The sequence below is a fragment of the Lysinibacillus sp. BPa_S21 genome, assembly GCF_023337795.1.
GTDB lineage: Bacteria > Bacillota > Bacilli > Bacillales_A > Planococcaceae > Lysinibacillus.
Window position 1 is genome coordinate 218,308 of sequence record NZ_JALIRS010000004.1, and the last position, 17,467, is coordinate 235,774.

Sequence of the window (17,467 nt, forward strand, 5' to 3'; positions counted from 1 at the left end):
ACGGCTTTTTCTGTTGGACGGATCCCATCGTAGAAACGCTCAGGTAAGGTAAAGTGCTCAGGTCCGTCGTGAAAACGCTCGGCAAGAAAAGTGCTCAGGTTAGACGTGGAAACGCTCAGGTAGGTAAGAAAAGTGCTCGGGTTCAACGTGGAAACGCTTAGGTAGGTAAGAAAAGTGCTCGGGTTCAACGTGGAAACGCTCAGGTAGGCAAGAAAAGTGCTAAGGTCCAACGTGGAAACGCTCGGGTACCAATTTAAAGCTGCTTTGATCCATCGAAAACCGACATATAAGAGATAAAAAGTTACGGATGCCAAAACGAAAAGAACCGTTTTTATGCCTTGAAAAATCCGATTTTCACAAATTGTTCAATGAAAGCGTTTTGAAATTGAACAGTTTGTGAAGGGCTTCACATAATACTTTATTTTTAAAAAAATTGGCGTAAAATAAGAATCAAGTAAGGCATTGTTATAAAACAGTTTGTAAAAAGTATCCCGGTTTGAAGTGGTTGTTATATTTCAAAAACAAATTGGAAGGGAGAATTTATGATGTGGGTTATTACAGTTTTTGATAAAAAGGACGTTCGAATTTTTGAGTATACAAACAAAGATGAGGCAACACAGGCTTTAGCAAAATTTAAGAAAAATGCAGTTTTAACGTATACAAAATAGTTTTAGTTATGAAAGAAGCAACCTTTTTCGATGCAATAGCGCACGAAAAAGGTTGCTTTTTTATTTGTCCCGCATTAACGGGCAGTAATTAATTTGCTGAAAACGAAGCGTTAGGTACAAACCTTAAACCCGAGGCATTAGCTGGAAGTTGAACTGCCCGTAAAAGCCCGATTGGTGAAGACTAATAATCAGTGGGGAAAGAAAACCCCCACTGATTAAAGTTTCACTTTAGCCCGCATTAACGGGCAGTAATCGTTGGTGAAGACAAAATCAGTGGAGGATAAAGAACCACCACTGATTACGTTTCACCCTTATAAAATGCTACCTAAGCGTTTAATACCTTCTCGGATAACTTCCGGTGTTGCATTTGTATAATTTAGGCGCATTGTATTGACATCAGTTTTAGAAGTGTAGAATGGATCGCCGGGTACGAAGGCGACTTTTTGCTCCATCGCTTTTTGGAAGACATCTACTGATGAAGCTCCATTGTTCATTGTAGCCCAAATGAACATACCACCCTCTGGACGTGTGTAGTCCACATGTGCTGGGAAAAACTCCTCCATCGCATTTAGCATAGCATCGGCTTGATTTTTATATAACGCTATAATTTTTTGAACATGCTCCATATAGTCATTGTTTGCTAGGTAATCATAAATGACATATTGTGCGAAAATATTTGTGTGTAGGTCAGTTGCTTGCTTCGCTGTTTCGATATGCTGCAATAATTCTTTATTTTTTGTAATGATAAAACCAAGACGCATTCCTGGTGTGACTGTTTTAGAGAAAGAACCTAGTAAAATACTATGTTCTAATTTACCAGCACCGATGTATGGTAATGGCTCACCTTGGAAGCGTAATTCTCCATACGGATCATCCTCGATTAACGCTACATCATATTTTGACATAATTTCGCAAATTTGCTGACGTTTTTCTTTGGAATACGTAAGACCTGTTGGGTTTTGGAAATTTGGTACCGTATAAACGAATTTTACATTTGGTTGTTGAAGTGCTTTCTCTAACTCTTCTAAGTTTAAACCGTCATTTTCGAGAGTTACACCATGGAAGGTTGGCTCACTTAATGTGAAGGCTTGAATAGCACCTAAATAACCAGGTTCCTCGATAACGATTCCGTCACCTTTGTTAATAAGTACTTTCCCAAGTAGTTCAAGAGCCTGTTGTGATCCTGTTGTAATAAATACATCGTCAGCATGTATATCTAGTCCATGTACTCGTCGATATTTTGCCGCAATGTACTCACGTAAAGGCGCATAGCCTTGTGTAGAAGAGTATTGGAATAGGCGACTACCATTTTCCGTAATGGCATGGTTCGCAGATGCCTTTAATGCCTCAATTGGGAAAGAGATTGGATTTGGAAGACCTCCTGCAAAAGAAATGACATCCTCTGAATCAGTTACTTTCAAAATATTTCGGATGAATGAGGATGGGGTATTTAATATCTTTTCTGAAAATTGCATAATTTTTCATTCCCTTTTTCTGATTTTTTAAAAATTATATCATTGCCATCATATGCATACAATATTATCATTGTATGCAAGACAATTAAATATTGTATGCAAAAAATGAGAGAGAAGGAGCTTAGCTTAGAATATGCCAGTGAATTCGTTTGAAGAATATCCAATGAGTTGGAAGCCGAATATAAGCAAAGGTTCAGCTCCATTATATATAGCGATAGCTGAACAACTGGAACAAGATATCAAGGATGGAAAATTATCACCGGGCACGAAGCTACCTCCTCAGCGAGAGTTAGCTGATTTTTTAGATGTTAATTTAAGCACGATTACAAGAGCTTTTAAACTTTGTGGCCAAAAGGGGCTTATTTATGCTTCTATCGGTAATGGAACATTCGTTTCATCCGATGCGGCGACGAACAAAATTTTATTACCGACAAGTAATTCCTCTCAGATGATTGAAATGGGTTCTGTGCTGCCAGAAAATCATGCAAATGAGGATATTACACGTTATATGAAAAAAATGATGAATGACCCTAATTTCAGCAAATTATTTCAGTACGGACGACCTGAAGGAAATGTGTGGCAAACAGAGGCAGCAATAAAGCTTTTGGAAAAGGTCAACTTTCAAACAGATCAGCCTGTATTGCTCGGTGCAGGAGGACAAAATGCGATTGTTGGTACATTAGCTGCATTGTTTCAGCCAGGAGATCGAATTGGTACAGATCCCATTACCTATGCAGGGATAAAAACAGCAGCAAATATGCTTGGTATCCAACTAGTGGCAATCCAACAAAGAAACGGTGAAATGACAAGAGAGGGACTATTATATGCTTGTAAAAATGAGCATATAAAAGGTCTTTATGTTATTCCGGATTTTCATAATCCAACTACCCATACAATGTCGATGGAAACAAGAAAAATGATAGCGGAAATAGCGAGGCAGAGAGACTTAATCGTTATTGAGGATGCGATCTATAGTTTTCTTAAAGAGAAACCACTTGTACCAATAGCCTCCTTTGCACCAGAAAAGGTTATTTATATTGCTAGTGTATCAAAAACGATCTCACCTGGTTTACGACTATCCTATATTGTTACACCGCCAGCGCTACGAAAAAAAATAATGGAGACACTGTATAATATAAATATTTCAGTGTCCCTATTGATGGTGGAGCTTACCGCCAGGATGATTCATGATGGCGTTGCACAAACCATTTTAGAGAAGCATCGTTTGTATGCCAAGCAACAAAATGCCCTTGTCAATCAATATTTAGGGGAATATAACATATTAGGAGAAGAAGAATGTATTTTCAGATGGCTTATACTTCCTGAAAAATTCACCAGCGTTCAGTTTGAATTGCTAGCAGCAAAAGCTGGTGTGCAAGTATATGCAGCTGAACGTTTTGCCGTAGGAAATGCGAAGCTAGTTAATGCAGTTCGTTTGGCTATCACTGCCCCTGAAAATCAGCTTGAACAAGCACTCATTATTTTGAAGGATTTACTTGAAAGTGATGGTGATTATACATTTGTTGATTGATGTAAGGAAGGTTTATAATAAAGGTATATAAAAAATGGTGATACGATGGCGTAATACTATTCATGAATATTTATTATGCGCCGTTGTGCAGACGCGCATAGCCCCAGTCTGAAGGGGAAGCCAAAGTAAATGAGGTGACAAAATATGAATAAAGGAAGAATCATTTTACATATTGACCTTAATTGCTTTTATGCCTCTGTTGAACAAATTTACGATCCCTCATTAAAAGGGAAACCTGTAGCCATCGCAGGTAATCCTAAAGAGCGTAGAGGTATTATTATTACGTGTAGCTACGAAGCAAGAGCAAATGGTGTTTATACAACTATGAATGTTGGAGAGGCGCGCCGAAAGTGCCCAGAGCTAATTGTACTACCTCCAAATTTCGAACGATATAGAGCTGCGTCCAAGTCTTTTTTTAATTTGTTAAAAGAGTATAGCGACATTCTCCAACCAGTTTCCATCGATGAAGGATATTTGCAACTTCCTATAGTGGAAGGCCAGCATGTTTTGCAACATGTACAAAATATGCAAGATAGAATCTGGAACGAACTGCAACTCCCTTGCTCCATCGGCATTGCACCGAATAAATTTTTAGCAAAAATGGCAAGTGATATGAAAAAGCCAATGGGGATTACCATACTCCGTAAGCGTGATGTGCCCACAGTGTTATGGCCGATGGATGTCATTGAGATGCATGGGATTGGTAAAAGTACAGCGGAGAAATTAGGTAAATTAGATATTAAAACAATTGGAGAACTAGCTGTAGCAGATGAATATATATTAAAGCAAAACTTCGGCATTAATGGTCTAAGGATGAAACAAAAAGCAAATGGCGAAGATGACAGACCTGTTGATCCAGAAGCAATATACGATACGAAAAGTGTAGGGAATTCTACAACACTTTCTTATGATACGACAGATAGAGATGAATTATATAAAGTAATCGCAACACTTTCTGAAAAGGTAGCGGAAAGATTAAAGGCTAAGAAACTTGCCGGAGTCACTGTCAGTATCATGATTCGTTCAGCTGACTGGGAAACATGTACACGCAGTAAGTCCATCAATAACGCGATTCATACAAAAGAGGATATCGTTGAGCATGCCTGGTATTTATTTAATAAGCATTGGGATGAGGAGCCAGTACGATTACTGGGAGTTACCGTATCGAATGTCAGTGATATTAAAGAAACGACACAGCAGCTAACGTTATTTAACTTTGAAGAGCATGTAAAAGATGAACCAATCATTAAACTGGTTGATCAAATCGAGCAAAAGTTTGGAAAAGGAACGATTTTGCGGGGGTCAGATATTGCCAAACCAGTAGGGAAATATCAAGCAAATACGAGTTTTAGTAAGGACTTTTGGGACGAGCATAAGTAAAAAGGAACAAATGAAGGATTAGTTTCTTTGGAGTATAATTAAATGATATCAAAGCCATCAATGAATTGATGGCTTTGATATTTGCCGCTTCTGAATTGAAAACTTCTTTTCATTAAATATATCTTCATCTAACTAGTTTAACTTTCAACTAACTTCAAATTTTTAAATTATTTTTAGCCTCGTCTACAAATGACCAATAGAGCTCATAAAACTCTTTTGATTTTAGTTCTTCTGCCGGAGTCGTTCCGTAATGCCATTGTCCATTTGTGCTTCCTAGTATCGTAATCCCTCCAACTACGACATCGTAGTCATAACCACCTAAAGAATTGATGCTAGGACGTACCATGCCACCTGCAGCAAGACTATTATTTGTTTCCAATTGTATATTGTCGTGTTTTATTAAATAATCTACAAGCGTCATTTCACGGTTCTGCGTTGTTTCCTCTGACTCAAATTTTTTTATTGCTTGCATTGCTTGTTTGTGAAGCGTTTTTCGGTCAGGGGATACGGAAGAAATATATTGTGCGTGTAATTTATTCTTCTCGTAATGAAATCCTTCTATGGCGTCTCGATTTGTATTCTGCACTGATTTTTCAACTAATGCTTTAAGTTGGCTGATTAATACATCCTGCGGGGGAACTTTCATGCCTTTTGTCGGGATGATGTCCCAATTTGGTGTGTTTAAGGAGCGACTCGCAACAAGATTGACATTCGACTTCATTCCTACTTCATTTGGCGTATAGTTGTACAGTAGTTCGGAAGTCTGAACACTTTCCTTAGAATATACATATGCTTCTGCTAAATAACACTGAGCACTTTTTATAGAATCTTTTTTATTCGTTGAATATACAGGGGTAGATTGTATTTGCGATAAATTAGTGATCTTCATAACTTTATTACATCCCTTTCAAATTATAGGCATTTGAAGTGTTCTAGTTTTTTCAGTTTTGACACTATGAATATTTATCAAACAGCAATTTACACTTAATATATAATTGTACAATAAATTGAATAAGTGTAAAAAACCACTTACTAGTATTTATCGACGAGCCTTTATTTCTTTTGAACTTATTTTGATGTAGATTTGTAAAAAGGTTAATCGTTTATATTAAAGGGGCTTTAGTTCAAAAAGAACAGAACAACTTCCAATCAAACAGAAAACCGTCATTTCATTTCGAAATAACGGTTTTCTATTATTCTTATCTAAAATACCATTGAATAGTATTTAACGTATCAAGATAGAAATTTTATATATTTGTAAAGTGTTCATTTTCCTTTTGTTCGTAGGATTCGCGACGATCTTTGATTTTTTGTAATACACTATCTAGAACATTTCGCTCAGATAGCGTTTGATAAAGGACAGTTTGTACCTCTGCGGCTTCCTTGTTTTCTTCTTGGGTACTTAGAAATTCACTGTATGTTCCCATATATTCTTGATAATCAATATTAGAAAGTGTCTTAGCAGCAATTTGGTTGTGCTTAGTTAAAGCAGAAGTAAACTGTTTACGTGCCTCATCTGGTTGAGCAGGTATTAGTTTGATTTTACCTCTTGTATCTGAGTCTCCTGTGAAATCAAGGAATTGATAATCGAACGCCAATGGTTTAGCAAGAGCGATATGAGCGTGAAGGGCAACAGCATGGTCACTAAGTTTTTCGGTTACCTCACGAAGGATATCGTTGCCTTTGTCAAGAAAACGACTGCCATCCAATGCAAGAACACGGCCTACTTCTTCAGAGAAAAAGTCTTGAGCAAGGAATTCTTGATCGTATCCGGTAGGTGGTAAAACTCGAAGTCTTAAGTTATTTGATACGATGTTATGGCCGTTTATTTGCATAGCCACTTGAATGTTATAAAATCCTGGGTCATCAATTAACCAGCCATTTTTCCCAACGGAAACGAAAATGGTTTCATACAGTGATTCACCGGGCATCATTACTTTGTTCTCTATGTTCCATAAATATTGAACATGAGGTAGTAACCGACGCCCTTGTTTTCCTTCTTTTTTAACCATTACAGACATTCCGTATAAATCAGACAATAAATGTTTATTGATTGTCTGAGGTTGATTTGAAGTATTAGTTAGTTTGATTTCAATAACTGTTGGTTCTAACCATTGGAATATAGGAGTTTTACGGTTAACCCTCAGTTCAAGATTAAAAGACGGGTGAATAGACATGATTGGCTGCTCAAAACCATGATCAACAGCCCAGTCAGCATTACCCATTTGTACGAAGCGCTCAGGTGCGTGTCGCATAAACAAAAGCTCTTGATCACTAAAACGATACTCAAAGCTTTTAAAGAACTCCTTGCCACCAGATTTACTATCGAAATTGTAGGGATAATTCATAAAGCTTAGCGCTTTAGGTTCTGGGGTAAGAGGGCGCTCCAACGGTTCCCAAGGATGACCTAGATGTTTTTGCCAAGAGTGCAGGAGATTGAAAGCATGTCCCATCTCATGGCAAGCACACCAAAAACGATATCGCTGTACAAAAGCTTCAGGAGCGGGGTCACCTTTAGGTGGATCAGCAATAAATGAATTATTAAAAATAGCAGTCCCTTGGCGATGGTTCGGACCTATGCTATCAAACATAATACCGCCCAGACCATGTCCTTCTTCAGCTTCCGAATTTGCAAAGAATGTCCACATGGACCATTGGGGCTTATTATCAAAATGTGACCAATATACTTGCATGGCATCATGCATCTCTTGAGTGTTCCACTTTTTATCAGTCCCTGCATAGTCTTTGGAAACAATATTATTACCCTCTGATATTTTTACATCAAACCCAGTGCGTTTAAAAACTTCTGAAATGGATAAAGTTTCATCCGGCAAAGAGGTTGGCATGTCTGGGTGAGCGTGAGTTTGATAGGTAGTAACTGGTGTTGTACCTTCTTCAGCATCGAATTCAAATTCCACAGGGTGGAAGTAAGGAGTTTGAAACTGGAAAGTGCTAGTTCTGTCTATCTCCCCTCCAATTAAAAATGCGACTTCTGCTGTATGCTGTTCAGGCAATGAACCGCGTGTTACCTGTATTTTTACATTTGTATAAGGAAATGATTGTAGTTCGTCTAGGTATTTATTTCGAATATTGCCTGTCCAAGTATCCGGACCATTAGCTGTCAACTTAGCAATCCAATGAATAGTAGAAGACTGGTTTGAAATAATCGTTCCGCTTGCTACCAGTTGTGGGTAGTATCCATCTACATCAAGGCGAAGTTCCTCACGAATTTGCTGTTCACTCCATGCATATAAGCCACTGATTGGTGCGAGGGGAAATTCTACTAAACTAGAAGGGTTAATGGCTTTTACTAATTCTTTAGCTTCGTTCGTTTTGTTTTGATCCATCTGTATTACCTCCATGTTTATTATTTTTTGTCTTTCTTCCTCAATCCCAAGAGCCACAATGCTTCAAAAAATTCTAAATGTGTTTCAAGTATTATATATGCTGCAGTAACTATAAATATGACACATAAACACTAAAAATTGGTAAAATAAATACAGTGTGTAAAAATGTAGGTCTTAACCATAACGAGTGGTTGATTTCCGTTTCGACTGGGCGCTTTGTAGCTGACGCTTCGCTTTCGCTACAGATAAAACATTTGTAGCTGACGCTTCGCTTTCGCTACAGATAAAACATTTGTAGCTGACGCTTCGCTTTCGCACAGAGCAGAGCTTCCTGGGGCGTCGGGGCAACAGGATGTTGGTCACGAAGGCGTTATCACAGGACGTGATGCTTTTAGCCTTCGTTCCTCTATATCGCTGATCCCCGAGGAGTCGCCCAGTCTCCACTCCAATCAACTTATAAACATGGTAACACTTTAACAAAATTATCCGCTGCATTTAGGGATGATTCGAAATATGTAAGAATAATCTGTTTATTTCCCGGGGAATACAAGAACAAAGAAAGAAGGTGTAGTAATGCAATATAAAGAGTACGGTAATCTACATAAGCCGCTCATAGTGTTGATTCATGGGGGTGGTGTTGGAGGGTGGATGTGGGATAAATAAGTCCAATACTTTTCCGATTATCATTGCGTTGTACCAGAATTAATAGATAATGAGGCTAATAATATTTTCAGGTCGAAGATATAAAAAAAACCTTCGAAGAATTGCTTGAAAAGGGAGTGTCCTTTATCGACCAACCACATGTTGTTGCGAAAATGGGAAATACAGAAACGTGGATGGCTTTCTTTAAAGATACTGAAGGAAATACACATGCTTTAATGTGCGAAGTACAAATTTAATTCGTAATAACTTCTTTATTAAAGGCTGTTTTCGTAAAGATTGTTGCAATCGGGCCATTTTCTTGTGTAACACATTTGAAGAAAATCTTTATGGAGCGAAGAAATTGTGAAGATTTCCATTTAAACTAAAGACGCAAGTTAGTTATACAATATTTATTGATTTAATTAAAAACACTTGCACGGAGCAACTTGTGAGCCTATCGAAGCAGTGAAATGGAGGTATAGGATGAAGAAAAAACAAATTCGAGCCATAGCTATTTGTGTATTTAGGAGAGGCGATTCGATACTTGTCGCTGAAGGCATTGATGAAGTAAAGTGTGATCATTTCTATCGACCAATTGGCGGAGGAATTGAATACGGGGAGACAAGTTCTGAAGCATTAAAGAGGGAAGTACTTGAAGAAATCGAGGCAGATATAACTAACTTAAACTATTTAGGTACAATTGAAAACATATTTACATTTAACGGTGACCTTGGACACGAAGTAGTTTTTGTATATGATGCTGAATTTGTTGAAAAGTCCTTTTATGAAAAGACTTCTTTTCTTGGGCAAGAAGATAATGGTGCAACCTTCAAATTGCTTTGGAAGCCAATTAGCGATTTTACAAATAATAAATTAAAATTAGTTCCAGAAGGATTATTCGATTTGCTTTAAATCGCTAAATAAGTTAAAAACCTTCTTTCTTGTACAAATTGATCAGCATTCTCTTAATAAAGCTAAAATTGTGAAGCAATAACCTTAAGCTATCGAATGCTTTAGTTAAAGAAGATAGTTAAAAGAGAAGCAATAATCTTCTTTATTAAATGACGGGGGTTTTACCTCAAGATGGGGTTCTACAAAGATCCCATCTTTTTCTTGTTCAACTAACTGTGCAGTATTGTTAAATAATCAAAGTAAACAGTTATCGTCCCATTGTTAATACTAGAATTTGAATACAGGATAGTGCAAAATAACAAGAACATAGGAGGTATGAAATTTGAAGATCCGAAGAATAGATCATGTGGGAGTAATTGTAAATGATCTCTCAGCCGCTAAAGAGTTTTTTCACGATTTTGGACTTGAGGTGAAAGGGGAATGGGAAATGGAAGGAGATTTGATGGGATATGCAGTTGGGCTTAATGACGTTAAAGTATCGTGTGTAGGATTAGGAACGCCAGAAGGTCAGACGTGGATAGAGCTAATCAAATTTTATACACCGTCAGATGAAAAAGATATTCAGCAACCCCTTGCAAATACACTGGGTATCCGACATATTGCATTTACTGTTGAAGATATCGAAGCTGTTGTTGCCAAATTGAAAAGGAAGGGTACGGAAATCTTTAGTGAGATACAGCAGTATGAAGAAAGTTATAAATTATGCTACGTTCGGGGTCCAGAGGGAATAATTTTGGAGTTGGCTGAGGAAATCAAATAAGTAATGTTAAGAATTTAATGTCATGCTCCAAAGTAAAGGTAGCTTTTCTTATTGAGTTAACTATGCGGATTAATAAAGACTACTACAATAAATTAGATTGCACTGTATAGAAATCTAAGGGAGAGTTGACGTGTGGAAATCATTGGGGATGTTTTGCCCAGACATAAGTATGATAATGCTAGAGTAGAAATGATTAAAAATTTGGATAGAGATAAAATATTGCCTTTACTGCCTAACCTTCTTGAATGGATTCAAGATATGAATTGGCCAGTAGCACCAAGCATATTAGAATTACTTTTAACTTTTCCAAAAGAAATTGTCCCACATGTGCAAGATGTTTTATCTTCAGATGACGAAAATTGGAAGTGGTTTGTTTTACACTTTTTGGTTATTGAATTGCCAGGAAAGTCAAGAGTTCAGTTTAGAGAGTATTTAACAAGAGTTGCTGAAACACCTACACATAATGAACTCGCAGAAGAACTTGATAAAATCGCAAAAGAGATTTTGGATACCATCTAAAAAAAGATCTCTTTTCAACTCCCATGAAAGAACTTAACCATTGTGGTGAAGGAATTAACATAAGAGGGGTCTTTTTGGGTCAAAATTAGCGATTTGATTGATGACTATATAGGATTCAGCAAATTTAAAATTGAATAGATAAGTATCATGAATACCATTTGGTGCTATGTTTTTAATGTTTTAAGGATATATGCAAGGTTAACAGTGCACTAATAAGGTTTGCTTCAGTAAAATAAGGTATATTATATTTGTTGAATAAATTCTCTTTAAAGACAGTAGGTGAACAAAGTGGGGAAATATCAATTGGATACAAAGGGTAAGGCAGCTGTGACAAAGTATCATGAAAAAAACAAGCCTGCCAAATTTGATAAAAAGCAGCAACTTGAAAAAATACGTGCGGAGTATTTGAAAAAGAAGCAAGAACAAGCAGATAAATAATTCTTTTGCAAGGCTTAAAATGGTTTGAAGCGTTCTGTCATGCAAACTGAACAATTGAGCAACTGCGTTACAATTAGCGCACAGAGCAAGTTCAAGTGTTCAAAGAAGTAATAGAATAAGGGTAGTAAAGGAAGCGGGATAAACGAAATGTTTATCTCGTTTTTTTATTAAGCGCGGGTATTCTGGTTCGTTTCGCGGGTATTTCCCCCCGAAGCGCGGGTATTCAACTCCGTTCCGCGGGTAATCCCCTCCAAAACGCGGGTATTCAACTCCGTTCCGCGGGTAATTCCCCCCCAAAGCGCGGGTATTCATCTGAAGCGAAGGGGTTCAGCTTGATTCAGGGTATTTAATCCCATATCGATACCTAAAATAAAAGGTATAATTAGTAACTTGAGAAATCTCATAGAACCATTTGAAATTAGAAGGTGGTAAAGACCCTATATATAAAAAGTTTTGATTTTTTGGGGGATATGAGGTATAGTCTTTCTAAACTCTAAGGGAGGAATATTATGTTAAAAACGAGGATTAATAACTTTATTACAACACATCATCATATTTAATAGTCTTGCTATCTTTATTAAATTTTTAATATTGCATAGGAAGACTATTCTTTGTGGAATCGTATAAATAAAGCCGACTTGGGAGCTTTATGGTTATACGATTTTTTTATTTGCAAAAAAAATAAGGAGGTTTTCATTATGAAAAAAATGGATTATCAAAATGTACGAGGAACGTTAGATTATTTACCAGAGCAGGAGGTACTTCGTCGTAAAATTCGGAGAACGCTTGAAGATACATTTATCGCGTATGGGTGCAAACCGCTTGAGACGCCGATTCTTAACTATACAGATTTAATGGCTTCGAAATATGCGGGGGGCGCAGAAATTTTACAGGAGATCTATACGCTAACGGATCGTGGAGAAAGGGACCTAGCATTACGCTATGATTTAACGATTCCATTTGCGAAAGTGGTCGCAATGAATCCGACGATTCCTATGCCATTTAAGCGTTACGAAATAGGGAAGGTTTTTCGTGATGGTCCGATAAAAGCGGGGCGTTTCCGTGAATTTACGCAATGTGATGTTGATATTGTAGGGGTAGAATCGCAGGCAGCGGAAGCAGAGCTTATGATGATGGCAGTCGATGCTTTTCAGAAGCTAGATATAACAGTTATGATTCAGTACAATAACCGCAAGCTTTTGTATGGCTTACTACAAATGTTCGAAGTGCAGGAAGCACAGATGAATCGGGTCATTTTGATTTTAGATAAAATGGAAAAGATTGAACGAGCAACGTTAGAGAAGGAATTGATGGAGCTAGGGCTTTTCGAAAAGTCTTTGCAGGACATAGTGCAATTTTTAGATGCAAAGCCAACACTGGGGTACTTTAAATCGTTTGTTTCTAAAAATGAATTTGTTAGACAAGGGCTACAAGAATTAACAGAACTAGCCGGCTATTTATGCGCATTAGGCATTGAAAAACAATGTGTGTTTAATCCGTTTTTAGCTCGTGGGCTTGAAATTTACACAGGTACGATTTACGAAATTTTTTTAGCTGATGGTATGATTAAATCAAGCATCGGCAGCGGTGGACGCTATGATAATGCGATTGGTGGACTACTTGGAACAAATCATTCCTATGCAACAGTGGGGATTTCATTTGGGTTAGATGTGATCTATACTGCATTTGAGCTAACAGGGAAAGCAGAGAAGCGAACATCAGATATTGATATTTACATCATTCCAATTAGAACAGAAAAAGAGGCACTTGTTTTGGCTGCAGCACTACGTAACGAGGGCAATCGAGTAGAGGTTGAGCTAAGTGGTAAAAAAGTCCGGAAAGCAATGGATAAAGCCAATCGGGAGGATATCCAAAAGACAATTGTACTTGGCGAGAATGAAGTATCTGCGAATCGTTATAAAATGAAAGATATGAATAGTGGAGAAGAACAGCTATTTAGTTTTGTGTTTGATAAATAATGAAATGCCGCTTTAAACTACTTTTAAAAGCATTGTCTACACGAGTTTGCAAGTTCCGATGGGGATTTTAGCGGATCGATATGGGCCAAATTTTTTTCTAATTATTGGGGCGACTCTTACAGGTTTAGGTACAATTATTTATAGTTTTGGTACACATGAATTCGTCCTGTTTTTTGCTTGAATACTAACTGGGGTAGGGGATGCAACCATATGGGTTAACATGGTGCTAATTTTGGTCCAATGGTTTCAACTAAAAGAATTTGTTCGATTAATTGGCCTGGCGGGCATGACAGGAAGTCTTAGAAACGTTGCTGATGGAATCATCGTATCCAAGAAAGTGGAGGAAAAGTCATCCTCCATCTTTCTTATTTCTTAAGCTTAGATACAACTGTTATAAAAAGCTAAACATTCTAGCGTAATCCCTTCATCACATCTTGCCTCGTTGCCCATAGAGTGGGAAATAAAACTGCTCCCATACCTATTAATGGAGAAAGAACAATTATACTTCCCAGAAGTAAAGGCATTGACGGAAATGTTGTAGCATTTAAACTTTCAAGTAAACAGTATGAGGAAATCGTTGATAACCCAACTGCAAATATTCCAACTGTTCCAGTTAAAAGTGCCCCTTCAAGCAATAGCAACGAAAATAACCGTTTCTTTGTATAACCAAGTACACGTAGCATACTTAATTCCTGAATTCTTTCCTTAATATTACTGGCTGTACTATTCATTAACCCAATGATAGTAAACATAATGATTAATCCTACAGCTAGAAATAAAATGAAAAAGCGTTGCAACAACTGTTCTTCCAGGTCATTCAATTCTTCCGCTCTATTGTATAAAATAGTATTAGCAAACTGCGGTTGTTGGATCAGTGATTGAACATCTTCCATTGTTTCTTGCTGGGCTACATCTGATACTATATTCATCTCTACGCTATGAAGAGTATGAATCTGAAACATATCCTCCATATTTTTTTTAGTAGTGAATATTTTGTAATCGTCACTCATGTGCTTTGAGTTAGTTATAATACCTTCTACAATAAATTCTTTCTTATTAACTCCATCTGTATTTTCAAAGAAATTAGCTTCTATTACATCTCCTAAATGATATCCTAATTTCTTAGAAGTATTTTCTGTTATCATAACGCCATTTGGATTCAACTCTTCCTCGAGATTAATTCCATCCTTTTTCTTAACCTCATTTCTATCTAAGCTGTATTGTAAATCAGTCCCGCTAATAGCAAGTATCACTTCATTTTGAGTACCTTGTTTTAAAGGTAGATTTATCGATTCAAATAGCATCTCATTTGTGTAAAAATGAGCCTCTATATTAGGATTCTCACTAACAAGGTCATAGAATGAAAACGGAAATCCCTTTTCTATTTCTGAGCCTACAGACACTAGTTTTAAGTCATTTGGGTAAGTATCCATAATTGTTTCAATTGTGTTTGCTTTAACACTTGTTAATACCATCATTCCAATAATAGAGATGACTACCCCTAAAGTGAAAATAGTGGAGATTTGTACATTTCTGCTTAATTGTCTTAGTAAATTTTTTGTAGCTAATAAAGCTTCTGCTCTAACTTTTAATTTTCGATCTAACAGACTTACTCCTTTCTCAAATAAAACAAACATGAGAGGAATCGTAATAAATATCAATGCTATAAACGAAACTGCGTTAATAACATACATAAACTTTGATTGCCAATGCCATTGGTTTAAGGCAAATAATATAGTTATGAATACTGCATACAACAAGCTAAATATGAAATACCTTTTAGTAATACCTTGAGTATTTTTCACACCTCTATAAACAACAAGTGGTGGAGAAAGACTTGCTATATAGCTCGGAATAAGTGAAGATAAAAAAATAACTACTGTAAAAATCCCTAAACTAAATAGTATATCTTGGTATGGTAATATAATGCCGGTATTTGGAAGATCCATAAGTCTTAAAAATACATCAAGTGTAAGGTGGGGGATTAGAATACCAATTATAATTCCTACTGCCAAAGACACTAAACCTACTATCATCGTTTCAATTAATACTAAAAACATAATGTGTTTTTTCCCAAAACCTAATAGACGTAGAGTTGCAAGTTCCTTCTGCTTTTCCTGAACGGACATTCTCATAGTGCTAATAAGTATTAATGCACTCACAAGATAAATGGCTATATTAAGCCCTTTAACAAATGGTCCAAGGCCTCCAATATTATTACGTTCATTATCAATCTCTAATCGATTATCAATAAAAAAATCTTGGTTAAGCTCTCTCAATTCTTGAACAACATCCGATTTCTTTTTAATATCATCTAACTTAATAATCAATGCGGTTGTTATTCCATCGTTTAAAGTAACTTCTTGAAGCCAATGAAAGTCGAGAATGACCATATTTGTTAAGGCTTCATGCTCCTCACTAATTCCTGATACCGTAACCTCTCTTTTCCCTTGTGGTGGAAAATTCATTTCTATAACCGAACCAATTTGCAAGTTATTTAATTTAGCGTATGTGGGAGAAATTAAAGCTTCTTCCGCTTTAGGGAAATGACCCGATTTTATTGATACAAACGGATATTCATAAGCCAGCTCATCATTGTTAAAACCAATGTATGTTGGTTCGCTCCACATATCATACTTATCTTCTTTGTTTAAGTATGGGTATAGGAAGGGACTTATTTTCTCCACTCCTTCTATCCTCTCGATCGTATCAATCTCTGATTTAGTAAGTGACTTATGACTATCTTGATAACCAACTACAATGTCAAAATCACCATGCAGATCTTTAATTGTCTGTTCATTTGATTCTTGTAAACTAGCTAATAATATTTGTACAATTACAAGTAGAGCAACACCTAGAGAAATACCTAAAACTAAGAATGCGTTTCTGGCCTTATGGTTGAATATTGAATTAATAGCTGCTTTTATTAATAATCTCATAAGCTTAATTCCTCAATCTTAGATGCAATGATTCTAACTACTTCATGATCCATCAAGTTTGAGTTTTTTAAATTTAGCGTATCGCAGATTATACCGTCATGCATGAAAATAACTCTATTAGCATAAGCGGCTACATTTGCATCATGTGTTACTACAATTAATGTATGTCCCAGTTCATCACAGAAGTTACGTAGAATACTCATCATGGCTTTAGAGGTTTTTGAATCAAGGCTACCAGTAGGTTCATCTGCTAGAATTAATTCTGGGTCATTTATAAGTGCTCTCACTATCGCTACTCTTTGCTGTTGACCGCCAGATAATAGATTAGGTTTAGATTGTATATAAGAACCTAGACCAACTAAATTTAACAAGTCAGTAGCTTTTTTTTCTAATTCTTTTTTGTTCTCCACTGTTAACATTGCAGGGAGTGTAACATTCTCAATAACAGACAACACGGGGATTAAATTAAATAATTGAAAAATAAACCCTATTTTTTCTCTGCGTAAACGAGTCAATTCGTAATCTGAATATCCCTTTATATTTTCACCGCTTATCAGAACTTCTCCTTGATCATAAGTATCTAGCCCAGATATCATATTTAAAAGGGTCGATTTTCCAGAACCACTTGTTCCCATTATGGCGACAAATTCGCCTTTTTCAATCTCTAATTCAATATGATTTAATGCCTTTACTTGACTTTGACCTTGGCCATAAATCTTAGAAAGTCCTCTCACACTAAGAACTGACATTTTTAATCTCCTCCTTCTTATTCTCGTAAGAATTATAGCCAAGGTAAATCAATTTTCTATCGATCTATTATCAAGGTTTTATCAAGAAATATCATCATTTTATAAAACGGTTATAACCTTGAAAATTA

13 protein-coding genes and 2 pseudogenes are annotated in these 17,467 nt (G+C 36.5%); 10 read left to right on the forward strand and 5 right to left on the reverse strand.

Going from position 1 to position 17,467, the window contains the following annotated elements; genetic code table 11:
- Positions 1-542: 542 nt before the first annotated feature.
- Positions 543-668 (forward strand): hypothetical protein, encoded by a 126-nt coding sequence (locus tag MOK21_RS23745; protein ID WP_269079327.1) that lies wholly within the window; start codon positions 543-545, stop codon positions 666-668.
- Positions 669-979: 311 nt separating this feature from the next.
- Here MOK21_RS23745 and MOK21_RS09530 read toward each other — a convergent pair whose 3' ends face one another.
- Positions 980-2,143, reverse strand: a complete 1,164-nt coding sequence (locus MOK21_RS09530; RefSeq protein ID WP_249073699.1) for an aminotransferase-like domain-containing protein — start codon at positions 2,141-2,143, stop codon at positions 980-982.
- 133 nt (positions 2,144-2,276) lie between these two features.
- Here MOK21_RS09530 and MOK21_RS09535 point away from each other — a divergent pair, with 133 nt between their 5' ends.
- Together MOK21_RS09535 and MOK21_RS09540 are read left to right on the forward strand one after the other, a co-directional pair.
- Entirely contained in the window at positions 2,277-3,674 is a 1,398-nt protein-coding gene (locus tag MOK21_RS09535) for an aminotransferase-like domain-containing protein (protein WP_249073700.1), read from the forward strand.
- Positions 3,675-3,818: 144 nt separating this feature from the next.
- A complete protein-coding gene (locus tag MOK21_RS09540) occupies positions 3,819-5,054 on the forward strand; it encodes a DNA polymerase IV (protein ID WP_249073701.1) in 1,236 nt (411 codons plus the stop codon).
- Positions 5,055-5,208: 154 nt separating this feature from the next.
- On the opposite strand, the gene MOK21_RS09545 is transcribed toward MOK21_RS09540, so the two are convergent.
- Together MOK21_RS09545 and MOK21_RS09550 are read right to left on the reverse strand one after the other, a co-directional pair.
- Positions 5,209-5,943 (reverse strand): hypothetical protein, encoded by a 735-nt coding sequence (locus tag MOK21_RS09545; RefSeq protein WP_249073702.1) that lies wholly within the window; start codon positions 5,941-5,943, stop codon positions 5,209-5,211.
- Positions 5,944-6,301: 358 nt separating this feature from the next.
- Positions 6,302-8,401 carry a hypothetical protein gene (locus MOK21_RS09550; RefSeq protein ID WP_249073703.1) on the reverse strand — a complete coding sequence of 700 codons (2,100 nt, stop codon included), beginning with the start codon at positions 8,399-8,401 and terminating at the stop codon, positions 6,302-6,304.
- A 725-nt stretch (positions 8,402-9,126) separates the two neighbouring features.
- Between MOK21_RS09550 and MOK21_RS09555 the strand changes: the two are divergent.
- From MOK21_RS09555 to MOK21_RS09580, 7 genes and pseudogenes are all read left to right on the forward strand, one after another.
- A pseudogene (locus MOK21_RS09555) lies at positions 9,127-9,300 on the forward strand (VOC family protein); the annotation flags it as partial.
- A 226-nt stretch (positions 9,301-9,526) separates the two neighbouring features.
- The gene (locus MOK21_RS09560) at positions 9,527-9,955 is read left to right on the forward strand and encodes an NUDIX hydrolase (protein WP_249073704.1); all 429 of its coding nucleotides are present in this window, start codon (positions 9,527-9,529) and stop codon (positions 9,953-9,955) included.
- 322 nt (positions 9,956-10,277) lie between these two features.
- Positions 10,278-10,715, forward strand: coding sequence for a VOC family protein (locus tag MOK21_RS09565; protein WP_249073705.1), 438 nt, complete (start codon positions 10,278-10,280; stop codon positions 10,713-10,715).
- A gap of 132 nt (positions 10,716-10,847) precedes the next feature.
- A complete protein-coding gene (locus MOK21_RS09570; protein WP_249073706.1) occupies positions 10,848-11,234 on the forward strand; it encodes a DUF5071 domain-containing protein in 387 nt (128 codons plus the stop codon).
- Between the two features lie 303 nt (positions 11,235-11,537).
- Positions 11,538-11,672, forward strand: coding sequence for a hypothetical protein (locus tag MOK21_RS23750; RefSeq protein WP_283164668.1), 135 nt, complete (start codon positions 11,538-11,540; stop codon positions 11,670-11,672).
- A gap of 698 nt (positions 11,673-12,370) precedes the next feature.
- Positions 12,371-13,651 carry a histidine--tRNA ligase gene (locus MOK21_RS09575; RefSeq protein WP_249073707.1) on the forward strand — a complete coding sequence of 427 codons (1,281 nt, stop codon included), beginning with the start codon at positions 12,371-12,373 and terminating at the stop codon, positions 13,649-13,651.
- Positions 13,652-13,682: 31 nt separating this feature from the next.
- A pseudogene (locus tag MOK21_RS09580) lies at positions 13,683-13,952 on the forward strand (MFS transporter); the annotation flags it as partial.
- Positions 13,953-14,061: 109 nt separating this feature from the next.
- On the opposite strand, the gene MOK21_RS09585 reads toward MOK21_RS09580, so the two are convergent.
- Together MOK21_RS09585 and MOK21_RS09590 are read right to left on the reverse strand one after the other, a co-directional pair.
- A complete protein-coding gene (locus MOK21_RS09585) occupies positions 14,062-16,590 on the reverse strand; it encodes an ABC transporter permease (RefSeq protein WP_249073708.1) in 2,529 nt (842 codons plus the stop codon).
- The gene (locus tag MOK21_RS09590; RefSeq protein ID WP_249073709.1) at positions 16,587-17,339 is read right to left on the reverse strand and encodes an ABC transporter ATP-binding protein; all 753 of its coding nucleotides are present in this window, start codon (positions 17,337-17,339) and stop codon (positions 16,587-16,589) included. The genes MOK21_RS09585 and MOK21_RS09590 overlap by 4 nt, the downstream gene beginning before the upstream one ends.
- Positions 17,340-17,467 lie beyond the last annotated feature (128 nt).